The 18,457-nt window shown below is 60.6% G+C and carries 16 protein-coding genes; all 16 read right to left on the reverse strand.

Going from position 1 to position 18,457, the window contains the following annotated elements; translation table 11 throughout:
* Positions 1 to 4: 4 nt before the first annotated feature.
* Positions 5 to 1,537, reverse strand: a complete 1,533-nt coding sequence (gene nuoM, locus ACV8MC_RS16980) for an NADH-quinone oxidoreductase subunit M (protein ID WP_016775285.1) — start codon at positions 1,535 to 1,537, stop codon at positions 5 to 7.
* A gap of 39 nt (positions 1,538 to 1,576) precedes the next feature.
* Positions 1,577 to 3,430, reverse strand: a complete 1,854-nt coding sequence (nuoL, locus tag ACV8MC_RS16985; protein ID WP_024013419.1) for an NADH-quinone oxidoreductase subunit L — start codon at positions 3,428 to 3,430, stop codon at positions 1,577 to 1,579.
* On the reverse strand, positions 3,427 to 3,735 hold the full coding sequence (gene nuoK / locus ACV8MC_RS16990) for an NADH-quinone oxidoreductase subunit NuoK (RefSeq protein ID WP_003180046.1): 309 nt from the start codon (positions 3,733 to 3,735) through the stop codon (positions 3,427 to 3,429). The genes nuoL and nuoK overlap by 4 nt, the downstream gene beginning before the upstream one ends.
* A 3-nt stretch (positions 3,736 to 3,738) precedes the next feature.
* Positions 3,739 to 4,239: an NADH-quinone oxidoreductase subunit J gene (nuoJ, locus tag ACV8MC_RS16995; RefSeq protein WP_007951462.1), complete on the reverse strand. Its 501-nt coding sequence runs from the start codon at positions 4,237 to 4,239 to the stop codon at positions 3,739 to 3,741.
* Between the two features lie 9 nt (positions 4,240 to 4,248).
* Positions 4,249 to 4,797 (reverse strand): NADH-quinone oxidoreductase subunit NuoI, encoded by a 549-nt coding sequence (nuoI, locus tag ACV8MC_RS17000; RefSeq protein WP_016775283.1) that lies wholly within the window; start codon positions 4,795 to 4,797, stop codon positions 4,249 to 4,251.
* A gap of 11 nt (positions 4,798 to 4,808) precedes the next feature.
* Entirely contained in the window at positions 4,809 to 5,816 is a 1,008-nt protein-coding gene (gene nuoH / locus ACV8MC_RS17005) for an NADH-quinone oxidoreductase subunit NuoH (RefSeq protein WP_039763316.1), read from the reverse strand.
* Positions 5,813 to 8,527, reverse strand: a complete 2,715-nt coding sequence (gene nuoG, locus ACV8MC_RS17010; RefSeq protein WP_457262718.1) for an NADH-quinone oxidoreductase subunit NuoG — start codon at positions 8,525 to 8,527, stop codon at positions 5,813 to 5,815. The genes nuoH and nuoG overlap by 4 nt, the downstream gene beginning before the upstream one ends.
* Positions 8,528 to 8,663: 136 nt before the next feature.
* Positions 8,664 to 10,019 carry an NADH-quinone oxidoreductase subunit NuoF gene (nuoF, locus tag ACV8MC_RS17015; RefSeq protein ID WP_024013417.1) on the reverse strand — a complete coding sequence of 452 codons (1,356 nt, stop codon included), beginning with the start codon at positions 10,017 to 10,019 and terminating at the stop codon, positions 8,664 to 8,666.
* Entirely contained in the window at positions 10,016 to 10,513 is a 498-nt protein-coding gene (nuoE, locus tag ACV8MC_RS17020; protein ID WP_003223804.1) for an NADH-quinone oxidoreductase subunit NuoE, read from the reverse strand. Before nuoE ends, nuoF begins: the two co-directional genes overlap by 4 nt.
* A 2-nt stretch (positions 10,514 to 10,515) precedes the next feature.
* Positions 10,516 to 12,300, reverse strand: a complete 1,785-nt coding sequence (nuoC, locus tag ACV8MC_RS17025; protein WP_056788887.1) for an NADH-quinone oxidoreductase subunit C/D — start codon at positions 12,298 to 12,300, stop codon at positions 10,516 to 10,518.
* A 69-nt stretch (positions 12,301 to 12,369) separates the two neighbouring features.
* Positions 12,370 to 13,044 (reverse strand): NuoB/complex I 20 kDa subunit family protein, encoded by a 675-nt coding sequence (locus ACV8MC_RS17030; protein WP_016775278.1) that lies wholly within the window; start codon positions 13,042 to 13,044, stop codon positions 12,370 to 12,372.
* A 10-nt stretch (positions 13,045 to 13,054) separates the two neighbouring features.
* The gene (locus ACV8MC_RS17035) at positions 13,055 to 13,468 is read right to left on the reverse strand and encodes an NADH-quinone oxidoreductase subunit A (protein ID WP_003223812.1); all 414 of its coding nucleotides are present in this window, start codon (positions 13,466 to 13,468) and stop codon (positions 13,055 to 13,057) included.
* Positions 13,469 to 14,114: 646 nt separating this feature from the next.
* Positions 14,115 to 15,440 (reverse strand): isocitrate lyase, encoded by a 1,326-nt coding sequence (aceA, locus tag ACV8MC_RS17040; RefSeq protein ID WP_016775277.1) that lies wholly within the window; start codon positions 15,438 to 15,440, stop codon positions 14,115 to 14,117.
* Positions 15,441 to 15,914: 474 nt separating this feature from the next.
* Positions 15,915 to 16,676: a secretin N-terminal domain-containing protein gene (locus ACV8MC_RS17045; RefSeq protein WP_024013416.1), complete on the reverse strand. Its 762-nt coding sequence runs from the start codon at positions 16,674 to 16,676 to the stop codon at positions 15,915 to 15,917.
* Between the two features lie 163 nt (positions 16,677 to 16,839).
* Positions 16,840 to 17,265 carry a GNAT family N-acetyltransferase gene (locus ACV8MC_RS17050; RefSeq protein ID WP_016775275.1) on the reverse strand — a complete coding sequence of 142 codons (426 nt, stop codon included), beginning with the start codon at positions 17,263 to 17,265 and terminating at the stop codon, positions 16,840 to 16,842.
* Positions 17,258 to 18,427: a ribosomal protein uL16 3-hydroxylase gene (locus ACV8MC_RS17055; protein ID WP_016775274.1), complete on the reverse strand. Its 1,170-nt coding sequence runs from the start codon at positions 18,425 to 18,427 to the stop codon at positions 17,258 to 17,260. Before ACV8MC_RS17055 ends, ACV8MC_RS17050 begins: the two co-directional genes overlap by 8 nt.
* Positions 18,428 to 18,457: the final 30 nt, after the last annotated feature.

Below are 18,457 nucleotides of genomic sequence, written 5' to 3' on the forward strand. Positions count from 1 at the left end.
GCTCTTACCGGGCCGAAGCGAGTTGAGAGAAGGCGGTGCCGAGCCACTGCTGCACGCCATGCATGGTGGCGGCAGAGGTGTCGAGGAACGGTTGCGGGTAGACGCCGAGGTAAATCAGCAACACCGCCAGACCGAGCACCATGATCAGTTCGCGCGCGTCCATGCCGTGCAGCACCGCGTCGGATTTCGACGGGCCGAAGTAGGCACGGTGGATCATGATCAGCGAGTAGACCGACCCGAACACCAGACCGGAAGTGGCAATCGCCGTGACCCATGGAGCGCTGGCGAAGGAGCCGATCAGGATCAGGAACTCGCCGACAAAGTTACCGGTGCCCGGCAAGCCCAGCGACGCCGCCGCGAAGAACAGGCTGATCGCCGGCAGGTACGCGATACGCGACCACAGACCGCCCATCTCACGCATGTCACGCGTATGCAGACGCTCGTACAACTGGCCGCTGAGGATAAACAGCGCCGCTGCCGACAGACCGTGCGCCAGCATCTGGATCACTGCGCCTTGCAGCGCCAGTTGGCTGCCGGAGTAGATACCGATCAACACGAAGCCCATGTGGGAAACGGAAGAGAAGGCAATCAGACGCTTGATGTCGGTTTGTGCGAACGCGAGGAACGCGCCGTAGAAGATCCCGATCAGACCGAGGGTCATGGCGATCGGCGCGAACTCCGCCGAAGCGTTCGGGAACAGCGGCAGGGCGAAACGCAGCAGACCGTAGGCCGCAGTTTTCAGCAGGATACCGGCGAGGTCGACGGAACCGGCAGTCGGTGCCTGGGCGTGAGCGTCAGGCAGCCAGGAGTGGAACGGTACGACGGGCAGCTTGACCGCGAAGGCGATGAAGAAGCCGAGCATCAGAATGTACTCGGTGGTCATCGACATTTTGGTTTTCAACAGGTCGGCGTAGTTGAAGGTGATCACGCCGGTATTGTTGAAGTTGACCAGCACCAGACCGAGGATCGCCACCAGCATGATCAGGCCGGACGCCTGAGTGAAGATGAAGAACTTGGTCGCTGCGTAGATCCGGGTTTTCTTGCCGTCCGAAGAACTGTGACCCCAGAGCGCGATGAGGAAGTACATCGGCACCAGCATCATTTCCCAGAAGAAGAAGAACATGAACAGGTCGAGGGCGAGGAACACGCCGACGACGCCGCCCAGGATCCACATCAGGTTCAGGTGGAAGAAGCCAACATGACGTTGAATCTCTTTCCACGAGCAGAGTACCGAGAGGATACCCAGCAGACCGGTCAGCAGGATCATCAACAGCGACAGGCCGTCGAGGGCCAGGTGCACGTTGATGCCAAAACGCTGGATCCAGACATGCTTGAACTCAAGCGCCCAGGTCGGATCGGCGCCCGGCGCCGGTGCGAATGAATAGTCACCGTGGGCCCACAGCCAGAGGCCGAGCGCGAGTTCCAGGGTCATGGTCAACAGCGCAATCCAGCGCGGGAGGGTAGCGCCGAAGCGCTCACCCATCCAGCACAGCAGGCCGCCGATGAAGGGGATCAGGATTAGCCAAGGCAGAATCATGACGGGCTCGTTTCCTTTCGCAAATTCGCAAGGTTCATATCAGACCGCTACCAGCACGATGGCGCCGATCACCAGAACGGCACCAGCAGCCATCGAGGCGGCGTACCAACGCAGTTGACCGGTCTCGGTGCGGCTCAGGGCAGTGTGACCACCCTTGGCCATACGCGGTATCAGACCGATGGTCTGGTCGAGCGGGTCTTTGCGCAGTACATGGCTGATCGCAAGGTACGGCTTGACGAACAGTTTGTCGTAGATCCAGTCGAAGCCCCAGGCAGCGAACCACCAGGCCGAAAGGAAACGGCCGATGCCGCTGTTGGCAATTGCCGTGACGAAGCGACGCTTGCCGAGGAACAGCAGCGCTGCCAGCAGGATACCGGCCAGGGCGATGGCGCCCGAGGCGATTTCCAGACTGTGCTTGGCTTCGCCACCGGCATGCCCGACGCTTTGCGGCAGTACGCCGTGCAGCGGTGGCACGATCATCGCGCCGACGAAAGTCGACAGCACGATCAGCACCGACAATGGCAGCCAGTGGGCAATGCCGTGGCCGGCGTGGGCTTCGGTCTTGGCTTCACCGTGGAACGCGATGAAGATCAGGCGGAAGGTATACAGCGACGTCATGAACGCACCGACCAGACCTGCGTAAAGCAGACCCTGGTTACCGCTGGCGAACGCTTCCCAGAGGATTTCGTCCTTGGAGTAGAAGCCTGCGGTAACCAGTGGCAGAGCGGCCAGCGCAGCGCCACCGACGATGAAGCTGGCGTAGGCCAGTGGCAGTTTCTTCCACAGACCGCCCATCTTGAAGATGTTCTGCTCGTGGTGGCAGGCAACGATCACCGCACCGGAAGCAAGGAACAGCAGGGCCTTGAAGAAGGCGTGGGTCATCAGATGGAAGATCGCGCCTTCCCAGGCGCCAACGCCCAGTGCCAGGAACATGTAGCCGATCTGGCTCATGGTCGAGTAGGCGAGGATACGTTTGATGTCGGTCTGCACCAGCGCGGCGAAACCGGCCAGTACCAGGGTCACGCCACCGACGATGCCGACGAGGTGCAGGATGTCCGGCGCCAAGGCGAACAGACCGTGGGTACGGGCAATCAGGTAGACACCGGCGGTGACCATGGTCGCGGCGTGGATCAGTGCCGAAACCGGGGTTGGGCCGGCCATCGCATCCGCGAGCCAGGTTTGCAGCGGCAGTTGCGCCGATTTACCGACAGCACCGCCGAGCAGCATCAGGGTTGCCAGAACGATCCAGAAGTCACCGACCTTGAAATGCTCCGGCGCACGTACCAGCAGTTCCTGGACGTTCAGCGTGCCCAGTTGCTGGAACAGGATGAACAGGCCGATGGCCATGAACACGTCGCCGATGCGGGTGACGATGAACGCCTTGAGTGCCGCGTTACCGTTGTTGCGGTTGCTGTAGTAGAAACCGATCAACAGGTACGAGCACAGGCCCACGCCTTCCCAGCCGAAGTAGATGAACAGCAGGTTATCGCCGAGGATCAGGAACAGCATGCTGGCGATGAACAGGTTGGTGTACGAGAAGAAGCGCGAGTAACCGTCTTCACCACGCATGTACCAGGACGCGAACAGGTGGATCAGGAAGCCGACGCCGACGACCACGCCGAGCATGGTCACCGACAGGCCATCCAGGTACAGCGCGAAGTTCGGCTGGAAACCTTCCACCGACATCCAGCGCCACAGCACCTGGGTGTACACGCCACCTTCCGGCGGCGCGACGTTGAATTGCCAGATCACGTAAGCGGTGACGATGGCCGACAGGCCGATCGAACCGACACCGATCAGCGCCGAGAGGTTTTCCGAGAAGCGGCCGCGCGAGAACGACAGCAACAGGAACCCGATCAGAGGGAATACGAAAGTCAGAAAGAGTAGGTTCATCCGCGCATCTCACTGGCAGCGTCGATATCGAGCGTGTGGAAGCGGCGATACAGTTGCAGCAGGATCGCCAGGCCAATACTGGCCTCGGCTGCGGCAAGGCTGATCACCAGGATGAACATGATCTGTCCATCCGGCTGCGCCCAGCGGGCGCCCGCAACGATGAAGGCCAGGGCAGAGGCGTTCATCATCACTTCCAGACTCATCAACACGAACAAAATGTTGCGGCGGACCATCAGGCCGACCAGACCAAGGCAGAACAGGATGCCGGCGACGGCCAGTCCATGTTCGAGAGGGATAGCAGGCATGTCTTACTCCTTCGCCTCGTTACGGCCCAAATGGAACGCCGTGACGGCTGCGGCGAGCAGCAGCATCGAGGCGAGTTCGACCACCAGCAGGTACGGGCCGAACAGGCTGATGCCCACGGCTTTCGCGTCTACGGTGGTGTGGCCGATGGCCTGGCCGCTCTGGTGAGCGAACAGCACATACAGCAGTTCGGCCAGCAGCAGCGCGGCAAGAATCACCGGTCCTGCCCAGATGCCGGGCTTGAGCCAGGTGCGTTCCTGCTGCACCGAGGCGGGACCCAGGTTGAGCATCATCACCACGAACACGAACAGCACCATGATGGCACCGGCGTAGGCGATCACTTCGAGCACGCCGGCGAACGGTGCGCCGAGGGCGAAGAAGGTCATGGCCACGGCGATCAACGAGATGATCAGGTAGAGCAGGGCGTGCACGGGGTTGGTGTTGGTGACCACACGCAGCGTGGACACCACAGCAATACCCGATGCGAAATAGAAAGCGAATTCCATCGTTCTTCCTTAAGGCAGCAAGCTCTTCACGTTGATCGGTTCGGCTTCGTTCTGCGCAGCGCCTTTCGGCTTGCCAGCGATTGCCATACCTGCAACACGATAGAAGTTGTAATCAGGGTTTTTGCCGGGGCCGGAGATCAGCAGATCTTCTTTCTCGTACACCAGGTCCTGACGTTTGAACTCGGCCATCTCGAAATCCGGGGTCAGCTGGATTGCGGTGGTCGGGCAGGCTTCCTCGCAGAGACCGCAGAAAATGCAGCGCGAGAAGTTGATCCGGAAGAAGTCCGGGTACCAGCGACCGTCTTCGGTTTCAGCTTTCTGCAGCGAGATGCAACCCACCGGGCAGGCCACGGCGCACAGGTTGCAGGCTACGCAGCGTTCTTCGCCATCGGGGTCGCGGGTCAGGACGATGCGGCCACGGTAACGCGGCGGCAGGTAGACCTGCTCCTCGGGGTATTGCAGGGTGTCGCGCTTGCGAAAGCCATGGCCGAAGACCATGACCAGGCTGCGCAACTGGGTACCGGTACCCTTAACGATGTCGCCAATATATTTGAACATGGGTCAAATCCTCACTGAACCGCAACCGCAGGCGTGTTCAACAACACAACCGCAGCGGTCACCAGCAAATTGATCAGGGTCAGTGGCAGGCAGAATTTCCAGCTGAAATCCATCACCTGGTCATAACGCGGACGCGGGATGGAAGCGCGCAGCAGGATGAACAGCATGATGAAGAACGCGGTCTTCAGTGCGAACCAGACGAAGGACAGTTGCGGCAGGATGCCGAACGGACCGTGCCAGCCACCGAAGAACAGGGTGACCAGCAGCGCCGAGATCAGGATGATGCCGATGTATTCACCGACGAAGAACATGCCCCATTTCATACCGGCGTATTCAATGTGGTAACCGTCGGCCAGTTCCTGTTCCGCTTCCGGCTGGTCGAACGGGTGACGGTGAGTCACGGCGACGCCAGCGATGAAGAAGGTACAGAAGCCGAAGAACTGCGGAATGATGAACCACAGGTTCTGCGCCTGGTACTCGACGATGTCGCGCATGTTGAACGAGCCGACCTGCACCACGATGCCCATCAGGGCCAGGCCCATGAACACTTCGTAGGACACGGTCTGCGCCGAGGCACGCAAGCTGCCGAGCAGGGCGAACTTGTTGTTGCTCGACCAGCCGGCGAACAGCACCGCGTACACCGACAGACCGGCCATGGCGAAGAAGAACAGCAGGCCGATGTTCAGATCCGCCACGCCCCAGGTCGGGGTGATCGGGATGATCGCGAAGGCGATCAGCAGGGCGGACATGGCCACCACCGGCGCCAAAGTGAAGATCACCTTGTCGGCAAACGGCGGGGTCCAGTCTTCCTTGAAGAACATCTTCAGCATGTCGGCGGCGATCTGGAACATGCCGAACGGGCCAACGCGGTTCGGACCGTAACGGTCCTGCCACCAGCCCAGCAGGCGACGTTCGACAAAGCTGAGCAAGGCGCCCGCGACCACCACGGCCAGCAGGATCACGATGGCTTTGATGACCGTCAGGATCACATCGATCACTTCAGGGGTGAACCAGGTCATTGCGCTGCCTCCTGCAGACCGTCGACGGATACGCCGGCGAATGCCGGTGGAATGCCGGCGATGCCCGCAGGCAATGCCACCAGACCGGCGCCCAGTTCTTCATTGATGCGCAGCGGCAGACGCAGGGTCTGGCCGGCAACGTTCAGGCTCAGCAGAGCACCGTCGTTGACGCCGAGGCGATCCGCTTCGGATTTCGCCAGAGCCACGTACGGAGCCGGAATGCGCTCTTGCACCGGCGCGGCTTTCGAAGAATTTTCTTCGCTGCCGAACAGGTGGTAGAACGGCACGGCCTGCCAGGCGCCCGGCGCCGGATTGAATGCGCGCGGCGCAGCAGCGAACCAGTTCAGCGAGTCGCCAGTGCTTTCGATCAGGCGTGTGCCCGGGTCGCCAGCGCGCAGATGACCACCGACTTCGTCCTGGAACTTGTTCCACGCTTGTGGCGAGTTCCAGCCCGGCGACCATGCGAATGGCACTTGTTGACGCGGTTCGGCGGAGCCCGAGTAACCTTCCATGGAGAAAGCGAACGCGGTGTCCTGGTCTTGCGGAGTGCGTGGTTCGTGAACGCTGATGTCGGCGCGCATTGCGGTGCGACCGGAGTAACGCAGCGGCTCACGGGCCAGTTTCAGACCCTTGATGCGGAAAGCAGCCGACGGTGCAGCATCAACGATGCGCGCCAGTTGCGCGGTGCTCGAGGCAACGGCAGCGGTGACGTGGTCGAGTTGCGTCCAGTCGATCGGCTGGTTCAGCAGGGTCGAGCGCAGGGCGTGCAGCCAGCGCCAGCCTTCGTGCACCAGGATGCTCGCGTCCAGGTATTGCGGATCGAAAACCTGGAAGAAACGCTGGGCGCGACCTTCCTGGCTGACCAGCGTACCGTCGCCCTCGGCGAAGCTCGCCGCTGGCAGAACCAGGTGCGCGCGATCAGTGGTGGCGGTTTTCTGATGGTCAGCGACGATCACTACTTTGGCGGCGTTCAGCGCAGCATCGACCTTGGCGTTGGCAGTGCGGGTGTACAGATCGTTTTCCAGCACGACGATCGCGTCGGCCTTGCCATCGATGACCGCTTGCAGCGCGTCGTCGACCGACTCGCCACCGAGCATGGCCAGACCGAGGCTGTTGGCCTCCGGCACGATCAGGCTGATCGAACCGTTCTTCTCGCGCAGCTTCAGGGCCTTGGCGATGTTCGCGGCGGCTTCGATCAAGGCTTTGGAGCCCAGCGAAGTACCGGCGATGATCAGCGGACGCTTGGCGGCGAGCAGGGCATCGGCGATACGCTGCGCCAGTTCCAGGGCTTCGGTGTCCAGACCTTCAACGGCCGGCGCGCTGGCATCCAGCGCGTGAGCCACGGCGAAACCGATGCGTGCCAGGTCGTCGGGAGCTGCGTGTACGCATTCTTCAGCGACGTCGTCGAGCTTGGTTTCGGCGAGGCTGGCGATAAACAGCGGGTTCAGCGCGTGCTGGCCGATGTTCTTCACCGCCGCGTCGAGCCAAGGCTGTACGCGCATGGCTTCGGCCATGTCTTCAGCCTTGCCCTTGACCGACTGACGCAGAGCCAGCGCCATACGCGCGGCGGTCTGGGTCAGGTCTTCACCGAGGACGAAAATCGCGTCGTGGTCTTCGATGTCGCGCATGTTCGGCACTGGCAGCGGGCTGTCGTTCAGCACCTGCAGGACCAGACGAATGCGCTCCAGCTCGGAGGCTTCGATACCCGAATAGAAGTGCTCGGCACCGACCAGTTCGCGCAACGCGTAGTTGCTTTCAAGACTGGCGCGCGGCGAACCGATGCCGACGATGTTGCGTCCGCGCAGCAGGTCGGCGGCTTTGTCCAGCGCAGCGTCGAGGCTGAGCTTGGTGCCATCGGCCAGCAGCGGCTGACGTGGACGGTCAGTGCGGTTCACGTAGCCATAACCGAAACGGCCACGGTCGCAGAGGAAATACTGGTTCACCGAACCGTTGAAACGGTTTTCGATGCGACGCAGTTCACCGTAACGCTCGCCCGGGGAAATGTTGCAACCGCTCGAGCAGCCATGGCAGATGCTCGGGGCGAACTGCATGTCCCACTTGCGGTTGTAGCGCTCGGAGTGAGTCTTGTCGGTGAACACGCCGGTCGGGCAGACCTCGGTGAGGTTGCCGGAGAACTCGCTTTCGAGGGTGCCGTCTTCAACGCGACCGAAGTACACGTTGTCGTGGGCGCCGAATACACCGAGGTCGGTACCGCCGGCGTAGTCCTTGTAGAAACGCACACAGCGGTAGCAGGCGATGCAACGGTTCATTTCGTGGGAAATGAACGGGCCGAGTTGCTGGTTCTGGTGGGTGCGTTTGCTGAAGCGATAACGGCGCTCGTTGTGGCCGGTCATCACTGTCATGTCTTGCAGGTGGCAGTGACCGCCTTCCTCGCACACCGGGCAGTCGTGCGGGTGGTTGGTCATCAGCCATTCGACAACGCTGGCGCGGAACGCCTTGGATTCTTCATCGTCGATGGAGATCCAGGTGTTGTCGGTGGCGGGCGTCATGCAGGACATGACGATGCGACCACGGGTGTCGTTCTCGTCGGTGTACTGCTTGACCGCGCACTGGCGGCAGGCCCCGACGCTACCAAGCGCGGGATGCCAGCAGAAATATGGAATGTCGAGGCCCAGCGACAGACATGCCTGTAACAGGTTGTCTGCCCCGTCGACTTCGAGCGCTTTGCCGTCTACGTGGATAGTGGCCATGGTTCAAAGGTCTTCGTTGGCCCGGTGTCAGCGGGCGTGGCTAATGGAATCTTGTTATGCGTCCGAATCCAAACAGCCCCGGAGGGCGTCATCGGACGAAAGGCGAAGGGCACGGACCCTTCGCCTTTTTAAGCGTTTAAGCGCCGACTACGATCGGCCTTGCCAGAGGCGGGACGGCGGCGCTGACAGGCGCGATACCGGCTTCGAACTCTGGACGGAAGTATTTGATCGCGCTGCCCAGCGGCTCCACGGCTCCCGGTGCGTGAGCACAGAAGGTCTTGCCCGGGCCGAGGAAACCGACCAGACCCAGCAGGGTCTCGATGTCGCCCGGCTGGCCCTTGCCCTGTTCGATGGCCATCAGGAGCTTGACGCTCCATGGCAGACCATCGCGGCACGGGGTGCAGAAACCGCAGGATTCGCGAGCGAAGAACTGCTCCATGTTGCGCAGCAGCGAGACCATGTTGACGCTGTCATCCACCGCCATCGCCAGACCGGTACCCATCCGGGTGCCGACCTTGGCGATACCGCCGGCATACATTTGTGCGTCGAGGTGCTCGGGCAGGAGGAAACCGGTACCGGCGCCGCCTGGCTGCCAGGCCTTGAGCTTGAAGCCGTCGCGCATGCCGCCGGCGTAGTCTTCGAACAGTTCACGACCGGTGACGCCGAATGGCAGTTCCCACAGGCCCGGGTTCTTGACCTTGCCGGAGAAGCCCATGAGTTTGGTGCCCATGTCTTCGGAGCCTTCGCGGGCCAACGATTTGTACCAGTCAACGCCGTCGGCAATGATCGCCGGCACGTTGCACAGGGTTTCGACGTTGTTCACGCAGGTCGGCTTGCCCCACACGCCGACGGCGGCAGGGAAGGGCGGCTTGGAGCGCGGGTTGGCGCGGCGGCCTTCGAGGGAGTTGATCAGTGCGGTTTCTTCACCGCAGATGTAACGCCCGGCGCCGGTGTGGACGAACAGCTCGAAATCGAAACCCGAACCGAGAATGTTCTTGCCCAGCAGGCCGGCCGCCTTGGCTTCTTCCACGGCACGGTTGAGGTGCTTGGCGGCGGTAGTGTATTCGCCGCGCAGGAAGATGTAGCCACGGTAGGTTTTCAGCGCGCGGGCACTGATCAGCATGCCTTCGATCAGCAGATGGGGCAATTGCTCCATCAGCATGCGGTCTTTCCAGGTGTTCGGCTCCATTTCATCCGCGTTGCACAGCAGGTAGCGGATGTTTATGGATTCGTCCTTGGGCATCAGGCCCCACTTCACGCCAGTGGGGAAGCCGGCACCGCCGCGACCCTTGAGGCCAGCGTCTTTGACGGTCTGGACGATGGCGTCCTGATCCATCTCGGCGAAGGCTTTGCGCGCAGCGGCGTAACCGTTCTTGGCCTGGTACTCGTCGAGCCACACGGCTTCGCCGTCATCGCGCAGACGCCAGGTCAGCGGGTGAGTCTCGGCCGAGCGCTGGATGCGGTTGGCTGGACCAAAAGATGTCAGGGTCATACGTAGCCCTCGAGCAGTTTGGCCACGCCAGCAGGCTGCACGTCGCCAAAGGTGTCGTCGTCGATCATCAGCGCCGGTGCCTTGTCGCAGTTGCCGAGGCAGCAGACAGGCAGCAGGGTGAAACGACCGTCGGCGGTGGTCTGACCCAGGCCGATGCCCAGATTGTTCTGGATTTCGCTGACCACCGACTCGTGGCCGCCGATGTAGCAGACCATGCTGTCGCAGACGCGAATGATGTGGCGGCCGACCGGCTGACGGAAGATCTGGCTGTAGAACGTCGCCACGCCTTCAACGTCGCTGGCCGGGATGCCGAGGATCTCGCCGATCGCGTAGAGGGCGCCATCCGGCACCCAGCCGCGTTCTTTCTGGACGATCTTCAGGGCTTCGATCGACGCCGCGCGCGGGTCTTCGTAGTGATGCAGCTCGTGCTCGATGGCCGAGCGCTCGGTTTCACTCAAGGTGAAACGGTCTGTCTGGATAAGCGTGCTGTTCATGCTTAGCGGTCCACGTCGGCCATAACGAAGTCGATACTACCCAGGTACGCAATCAAGTCCGCGACCATGCTGCCTTTGATCACCGAAGGGATCTGTTGCAGATGCGGGAAGCTCGGAGTACGGATCCGGGTACGGTAGCTCATGGTGCCGCCGTCGCTCGTCAGGTAATAACTGTTGATGCCCTTGGTCGCTTCGATCATCTGGAAGGATTCGTTGGCCGGCATGACCGGGCCCCACGAAACCTGCAGGAAGTGCGTGATCAGGGTTTCGATGTGCTGCAGCGTGCGCTCTTTCGGCGGCGGCGTGGTCAGCGGGTGATCCGCCTTGTACGGGCCTTCCGGCATGTTGCGCATGCATTGATCGATGATCTTGATGCTCTGGCGCATCTCTTCGACGCGGACCATGCAGCGGTCATAGGCATCGCCGTTGACGGCCAGTGGCACTTCGAATTCAAAGTTCTCGTAGCCCGAGTACGGACGCGCTTTGCGCAGGTCGAAATCGCAACCGGTCGAACGCAGGCCGGCACCGGTGACGCCCCATTCCAGGGCCTCTTTGGTGTTGTAGGCAGCGACGCCGACAGTACGCCCCTTGAGGATGCTGTTCTGCAGGGCGGCCTTGGTGTATTCGTCCAGACGCTTGGGCATCCACTCGACGAAATCCTTGACCAGTTTTTCCCAGCCGCGCGGCAGGTCGTGGGCGACGCCACCGATGCGGTACCAGGCCGGGTGCAGACGGAAACCGGTGATCGCTTCGATCACCGTGTACGCCTTCTGGCGGTCGGTGAAAGTGAAGAACACCGGGGTCATGGCGCCGACGTCCTGGATGTAGGTACCCAGGAACAGCAGGTGGCTGGTGATCCGGAAGAACTCGGCCATCATGATGCGGATGACATCGACCTTCTGCGGCACCTTGATGCCGGCGAGCTTCTCGACCGAGAGCACGTACGGCAGGTTGTTCATCACGCCGCCGAGGTAGTCGATACGGTCGGTGTACGGAATGTAGCTGTGCCAGGACTGACGCTCGCCCATCTTCTCGGCGCCACGGTGGTGGTAGCCGATGTCCGGGACGCAGTCGACGATCTCTTCACCGTCCAGCTGCAGGATGATGCGGAACGCACCGTGCGCCGAAGGGTGGTTCGGGCCGAGGTTGAGGAACATGTAGTCCTCGTTGGCTCCGGAACGCTTCATGCCCCAGTCTTCCGGACGGAAGCGCGCGGCTTCCTCTTCCAGCTGCTGTTTGGCGAGGTTGAGGCTGAACGGATCGAATTCGGTGGCGCGCGCCGGGAAGTCCTTGCGCAGCGGGTGACCTTCCCAGGTCGGCGGCATCATGATGCGCGACAGGTGCGGGTGGCCTTTGAAGTCGATGCCGAACATGTCCCAGACTTCGCGCTCGTACCAGTTGGCGTTGGGCCAGATGCTGGTGACGGAAGGCATGCTGAGGTCGCCTTCGGACAAGGCCACCTTGATCATCACGTCACTATTACGCTCCAGCGACATGAGGTGATAGAACACGGTGAAATCGGCGCCGGTTGGCAGCCCTTGACGCTTGGTGCGCAGACGCTCGTCCACGCCGTGCAGGTCATAGAGCATGACGTACGGCTTGGGCAGGTTGCGCAGGAAAGTCAGGACTTCAACCAGTCTGGCACGGGCCACCCACAGCACCGGCATGCCGGTGCGGGTTGCCTGCGCGGTGAACGCTTCGGCGCCAAAACGGTTGTTCAGTTCGACGACCACATCCTGGTCGTCTGCCTTGTAAGGCGGGATGTACAGAGCACTGCCTGTAGTCATGGTTATTTTTTCGCTTTCGGTCAACGTAAAGAATGAAGCCAGCTTCTCGTTACTTGGAACAGAACTGGATCAGACTTCGTCAGGGCTGCGCAGATTGGTGACTGCGATTCGCTGTTCGCGGCGCTGTTCCTTCTGCGATGGCATGTCGGCGCGATACACGCCTTGATCACCAACGACCCAGGAAAGCGGACGACGCTCCTGTCCAATCGATTCCTGCAACAGCATCAAGCCTTGCAGAAATGCTTCCGGACGGGGCGGGCAGCCAGGTACGTAGACGTCCACGGGCAAGAACTTGTCCACCCCTTGAACCACGGAGTAGATGTCGTACATGCCGCCGGAGTTGGCGCACGAACCCATGGAGATAACCCATTTCGGTTCGAGCATTTGCTCGTAGAGACGCTGAATGATCGGCGCCATCTTGATGAAGCAGGTACCGGCGATAACCATGAAGTCGGCCTGACGCGGCGAGGCCCGGATGACTTCGGCGCCAAAGCGCGCGATGTCGTGGGGCGCCGTGAAGGCGGTGGTCATTTCCACGTAGCAGCACGACAGGCCGAAGTTGTACGGCCACAGGGAGTTCTTACGTCCCCAGTTGACCGCGCCACTCAGCACGTCTTCCAGCTTGCCCATGAAAATGTTTTTGTGGACTTGATCTTCTAACGGATCGGCAACGGTTTCCCGCTGGCCAATCGGATACTGCTCGTTAGGAGCATCGGGGTCGATCCTGGTGAGATTGTATTGCATTGCCAAAGCCTCATTGTTTCAGCTTCGCCTGCCGCTTGCGACGAGCTTCCGGAGCCCAGTCAAGGGCGCCCACTCGGAACAGGTAGACAAGACCTGCCAACAGAATTGCTATGAAAACGAGAGCTTCGACGAATCCGGTCCAGCCGCTTTCGCGGACGGACACAGACCATGCAAAGAGAAAGAGGGCTTCGATATCGAAGATCACGAAGAGCATCGCGACCAGATAGAATTTGGCTGAGAGCCGCAAGCGGGCGCCACCGGTAGGTAGCATGCCCGACTCGAACGGTTCGTTTTTGCTGCGACCCCAGGCTTTTGACCCGAGGAGGCTGGAGACGCCAAGCATGAAGGCACACAGGCCGACGACACCCAGAAGGAAAATGGCAAAGCCCCAGTTGTGGGCCATGAGTCCTGTCGCTTCGGGCATGCTGGTAATCCTTAACAGAGAGCAAAGGTCTCTGAGCTTGATAAAGAAATAAGGCAGTGACGATATGTCGCAGCAATCAATCGGGCTGATTTTATGGCTAAACACCCGGCAAGTAAAATTCCAAAGGCGAAATTATTTACCGGATTAAGGACATAGCGTCTCCTGAAGGCGCTGCGGCCCATGCGTTGCGGGCATTAGCCGGGTTTCCGTCAATTATGTTTTGTAGGCTTTGTAACGAACATAGTTGCTGCTAAATGATAATTGATATCGTTTGGAGTGGTTTTGTAACTGTTTAACCAGTGAGTGGCTGGGAAGTTGTCTTACTTGCGCATTACTGCAAGTAGCGAAGCCTACCGTTTTAGCGGAAATTTCTGACGCTTGTAGCGCTTCAGATCAATGTTCCATCTCTCGGCTGACGGTAGCCCTGTGGGAGCGAGCCTGCTCGCGAAAGCGGTGGATCAGCCTCCAGATGTGCAAGCTGACTTATCGCCTTCGCGAGCAGGCTCGCTCCCACAGGAAATTTATGGGGGCTTTGAGATTCCAACAGGCAAAAAAACGCCCCGATCCAGTCGGGGCGTCAGTCTTGCGGCTCTGCGGTTAGCTTTTTATTCGATCCGCAAAGGCCGTTTGCTCAGGTGAAGCCGAATCAGTGGAACTGTTCTTCTTCGGTCGAACCGGTCAGCGCGGTCACCGAGGACGAGCCGCCCTGGATCACAGTGGTCATGTCGTCGAAGTAGCCAGTGCCCACTTCCTGCTGGTGCGCAACGAAGGTGTAACCCTTGGCGGCGTCAGCGAATTCCTGCTCTTGCAGTTTCACGTAGGCAGTCATGTCGTTGCGGGCGTAGTCGTGCGCCAGGTTGAACATGCTGTGCCACATGTTGTGAATGCCGGCCAGGGTGATGAACTGGTGCTTGTAGCCCATGGCGGACAGTTCGCGCTGGAACTTGGCGATGGTCGCGTCGTCCAGGTTCTTCTTCCAGTTGAAGGAAGGCGAGCAGTTGTACGACAGCAGCTGGTCCGGGTATTCCTTTTTGATCGCTTCAGCGAAGCGACGGGCTTCTTCCAGATCCGGCTTGGCGGTTTCGCACCAGATCAGGTCGGCGTACGGTGCGTAAGCCAGGCCACGGGCGATCGCTTGATCCAGGCCGGCACGTACCTTGTAGAAACCTTCCTGAGTACGCTCGCCGGTCACGAATGGCTGATCGTACGGGTCGCAGTCGGAAGTCAGCAGGTCAGCCGCGTTGGCGTCGGTGCGGGCCAGAATGATGGTCGGCGTGCCGGCAACGTCAGCTGCCAGACGGGCAGCGGTCAGCTTCTGTACGGCTTCCTGGGTTGGCACCAGAACCTTGCCGCCCATGTGGCCGCACTTCTTCACCGAAGCCAGTTGGTCTTCGAAGTGAACGCCAGCGGCGCCTGCTTCGATCATGCTTTTCATCAGCTCGTAGGCGTTGAGTACACCGCCGAAACCGGCTTCAGCGTCGGCCACGATTGGTGCGAAGTAGTCGATGTAGCCGTCATCGCCCGGGTTCTTGCCGGCTTTCCACTGGATCTGGTCAGCACGACGGAACGAGTTGTTGATGCGCTTGACCACGGTCGGTACCGAGTCAACCGGGTACAGCGACTGATCCGGGTACATCGATTCGGCGGAGTTGTTGTCCGCAGCCACCTGCCAGCCGGACAGGTAGATCGCCTGGATACCGGCCTTGACCTGCTGAACAGCCTGGCCGCCGGTCAGGGCGCCCATGCAGTTGACGAAATCTTTCTCTGGACGGAAGGACGGCTTGGCACCCTGGGTAACCAGGTTCCACAGCTTCTCGGCGCCCATCTTCGCGAAGGTGTGCTCAGGCTGAACCGAGCCACGCAGGCGGACCACGTCGGCAGCGGAGTAAGTGCGAGTCACGCCTTTCCAGCGCGGGTTCTCGGCCCAGTCTTTTTCGAGGGCTGCAATTTGCTGTTCGCGTGTCAGTGCCATGGAGATAAACCTCGTCGCGTCTTTTATGAAAAGTTGTTCTGCGGTGGAAAATTCCTGCGCTCGCTGACCAGAAGCTTAGGTGGTCAAGTCGAATTCGGCGGGGTAGGCGACGGGATGAACGATGGGCTCGAGGGGAAGTGAGCAGGTAGTGGCGCGGTGCGGGCGCATTCCGGCGTCGTGGGCCTTTATACGGTCTGCAGCGTGAAGCCGGGTTACCTAAATACGCTTCCGTCCCTCGGGACAACTTCGTTCCAGTCGGCAACCTCGTCAAACACACCTTGTGGGCGGTACAGACACGAAACGGTTCGCGGGATAGGTGCGAACGGCGCTTCGAAGGCCCTTGCCAGGGCCTCTGATTAGCGGGAGCGAGGCCATCATGCCTTCGCTTTTTGGCCTCGTCAAACGTTTTGTAGTGCTTTTTTTAAGGCACTACATCTTTCGTCTAATACGACTAATCAGTCAGTTTTCGGTGCTTTAGTCCAGTGTGTCGACTTTCACCCGCAAGGTCATGTCATCCCGGCCTTGAGTCGAGTAGCTGCGGGTCAGCCCCTGTTTGTCGGCCTGAGTCTGGCTGTTGACGCCCGCCAGGGTGATCCATTCGCCGAGGCGTCCGGTGACGGTTGTGTCGGTGCTTTGCACGTTCACTACATCGGGACGTTCCTGGCTCATGCGGTCACGGTTGGTACTGATCGCCAGATGAACGGTCTCGCCGGTGACGCTGGCGGTGACGTAGAAACCCTGGGTGACGTTGCGGTATTGGGTCTCGCTGCTGTAACCGCCGTAGGAGTCGCTCTGGGTGTTGGTGATCGGCACGCTCTGGCCAACCTGAATCAGCGCCGGAGTGCCTTCACTGGTCTGCACTTGCTGAACGCCGCCATTGCGGCTGGTGGTGCTGCGGCTGATGATCCGGGTCTGGTTCGGCTGGGCGCCGTTGACCGAATAACCTTCGTCGCCACGGCCATTGTTTTCGTTGGTGTCGACGGTGATCAGCAAGCGCTTCGGTGCGGTATCGAGTTGCGCCAGCAGATCTTTCAGTTCCTGTATCTTGCCTGGCTCGGCTTTGACGATCAGTTGATTGCCGTAAGCGCTGACCTGACCGTCCTGGCCGATGAAATCCTGCGCGACCGGCAGCATGTCAGCGCTGGTGTGGTATTTGAGGGGGACGATTTCTGTGGCTGCCAGCACCGAAAAACTGCAGCCGAGCAGCAGGGTGGTGAGCAGGGTGCGTAGGGACATGTCCGTTATCTCCGCGTTCGAAAGGCTTGATATTGCCAGTTTGTCGGCCCGGGGTGGGGCAAGTTGAATCGTAGACAGCAAAACGCCCCGGCATCCGAAAATGGCGGGGCGTTTTGTGGTGTGCTTGCGGCCATTGTGGCGAGGGGATCTAGAGGTCTCGGAATCAGGCCGAATGCCGAACCATGTCGACATGCGGAATGCCGGCCTCGAGAAACTCCTCGCTGACCAGGCTGAAGCCCAGACGCTCATAGAACGCCGTGGCCTGCACCTGAGCGCTGAGCTTCTGCTGTTTCAGCCCGCGTGCTTCGGCTTCGGCGATGACCGCTTGCATCAGCGCGTCACCGACCTTCATTCCGCGCCAGTCTTTGAGTACCGAAACCCGACCGATATGCCCATCGGGCAGCAGTCGCGCCGTGCCGATCGGGAAGTCGCCTTCGAACGCCAGAAAATGCACGGCGGTCGCGTCATCGGCGTCCCACTCAAGCTCGGGTGGCACCGATTGTTCGGCGATGAACACCGTTTCACGAATGCGCCGGATCTCGGCGATATCCTTCTGCCAGTCTGCGACACGAACGCGAATTTTATTCATCGGCGAACCCCAGGCTTCCTTGCTTGACCAGTTCGCAGAGCAGGCTGCGGCCGTCTTCATCGCTCAGCCATTCGCCGAGGTTGTCGGCGTGCAGGGCGTCAGCGGCGCAGATCAGCTTCAACAGTTCGCGCAGCTTGCCCGGCAGGTAACGGCTCTGGCCGCTGGCGAACAGCAGCAGATCGTCGTCGACTTCCGACCAGGCCAGGCGCGCACTCGGGTTGCGGATCAGCACGGCGCCGTCCTGCAGGGCGGCGAGGAAGTCTTCTTCTTCGACGTCTTCCGGGCCGACCACCAGTTCCGGGTAGCGCGGCTCGGTCATGTACTGGCCGAACCAGGTCAGCAGCAGGCGCTCATCGCTCATGTGTTCGGCGAGCAGGCTTTTCAGACGATCCAGCGCATCGTGTTGAATCTGGTGCGGATCGACCGCCGGCTTGGCGTCGGCATCGGTGTAGCGCTCTTCGTCGGTCAGGAACTGGCTGAGGAAGTCGGTGAAGTGGGTCAGCACTTCAGCAGCGCTCGGCGCACGGAAGCCGACCGAGTAGGTCATGCAGTTGTCGACTGCGACGCCGCAATGGGCCAGACGCGGCGGCAGGTAGAGCATGTCGCCTGGCTCCAGCACCCATTCTTCGGTCTCGTGGAATTCAGCGAGGATGCGCAGGTCAGCGTGCTGCAGGAGCGGGCTCTCGGAATCGCACATCTGGCCGATTTTCCAGTTGCGCTTGCCATGGCCCTGCAGCAGGAACACATCGTAGTTGTCGAAATGCGGGCCGACGCTGCCACCCGGTGCGGCAAAGCTGATCATCACGTCATCGACGCGCCAGCTCGGCAGGAAGCGGAAGTTTTCCAGCAGTTCGCTGACTTCCGGCACGAACTGATCAACCGCTTGCACCAGCAGTGTCCACTCTTTTTCTGGCAATTTGCTGAACTCGTCTTCGGCGAACGGGCCGCGACGCAGTTCCCATGGACGCTCGCCATGTTCGATCACCAGGCGCGATTCGACTTCTTCTTCCAGGGCCAGGCCGGCCAGTTCGTCGGCGTCGATCGGGCTTTCGAAGTCAGGAATCGCCTGACGGATCAGCAGCGGTTTTTTCTGCCAGTAGTCACGCAGGAACTCGCGTGCTGTGAGGCCGCCCAGAAGTTGAAGAGGAATATCGGAATTCATATGTAACCTATTGAAAAAAAGCACTTTTCA

The sequence above is a fragment of the Pseudomonas sp. PK-RTE-24 genome (genome assembly GCF_054052265.1).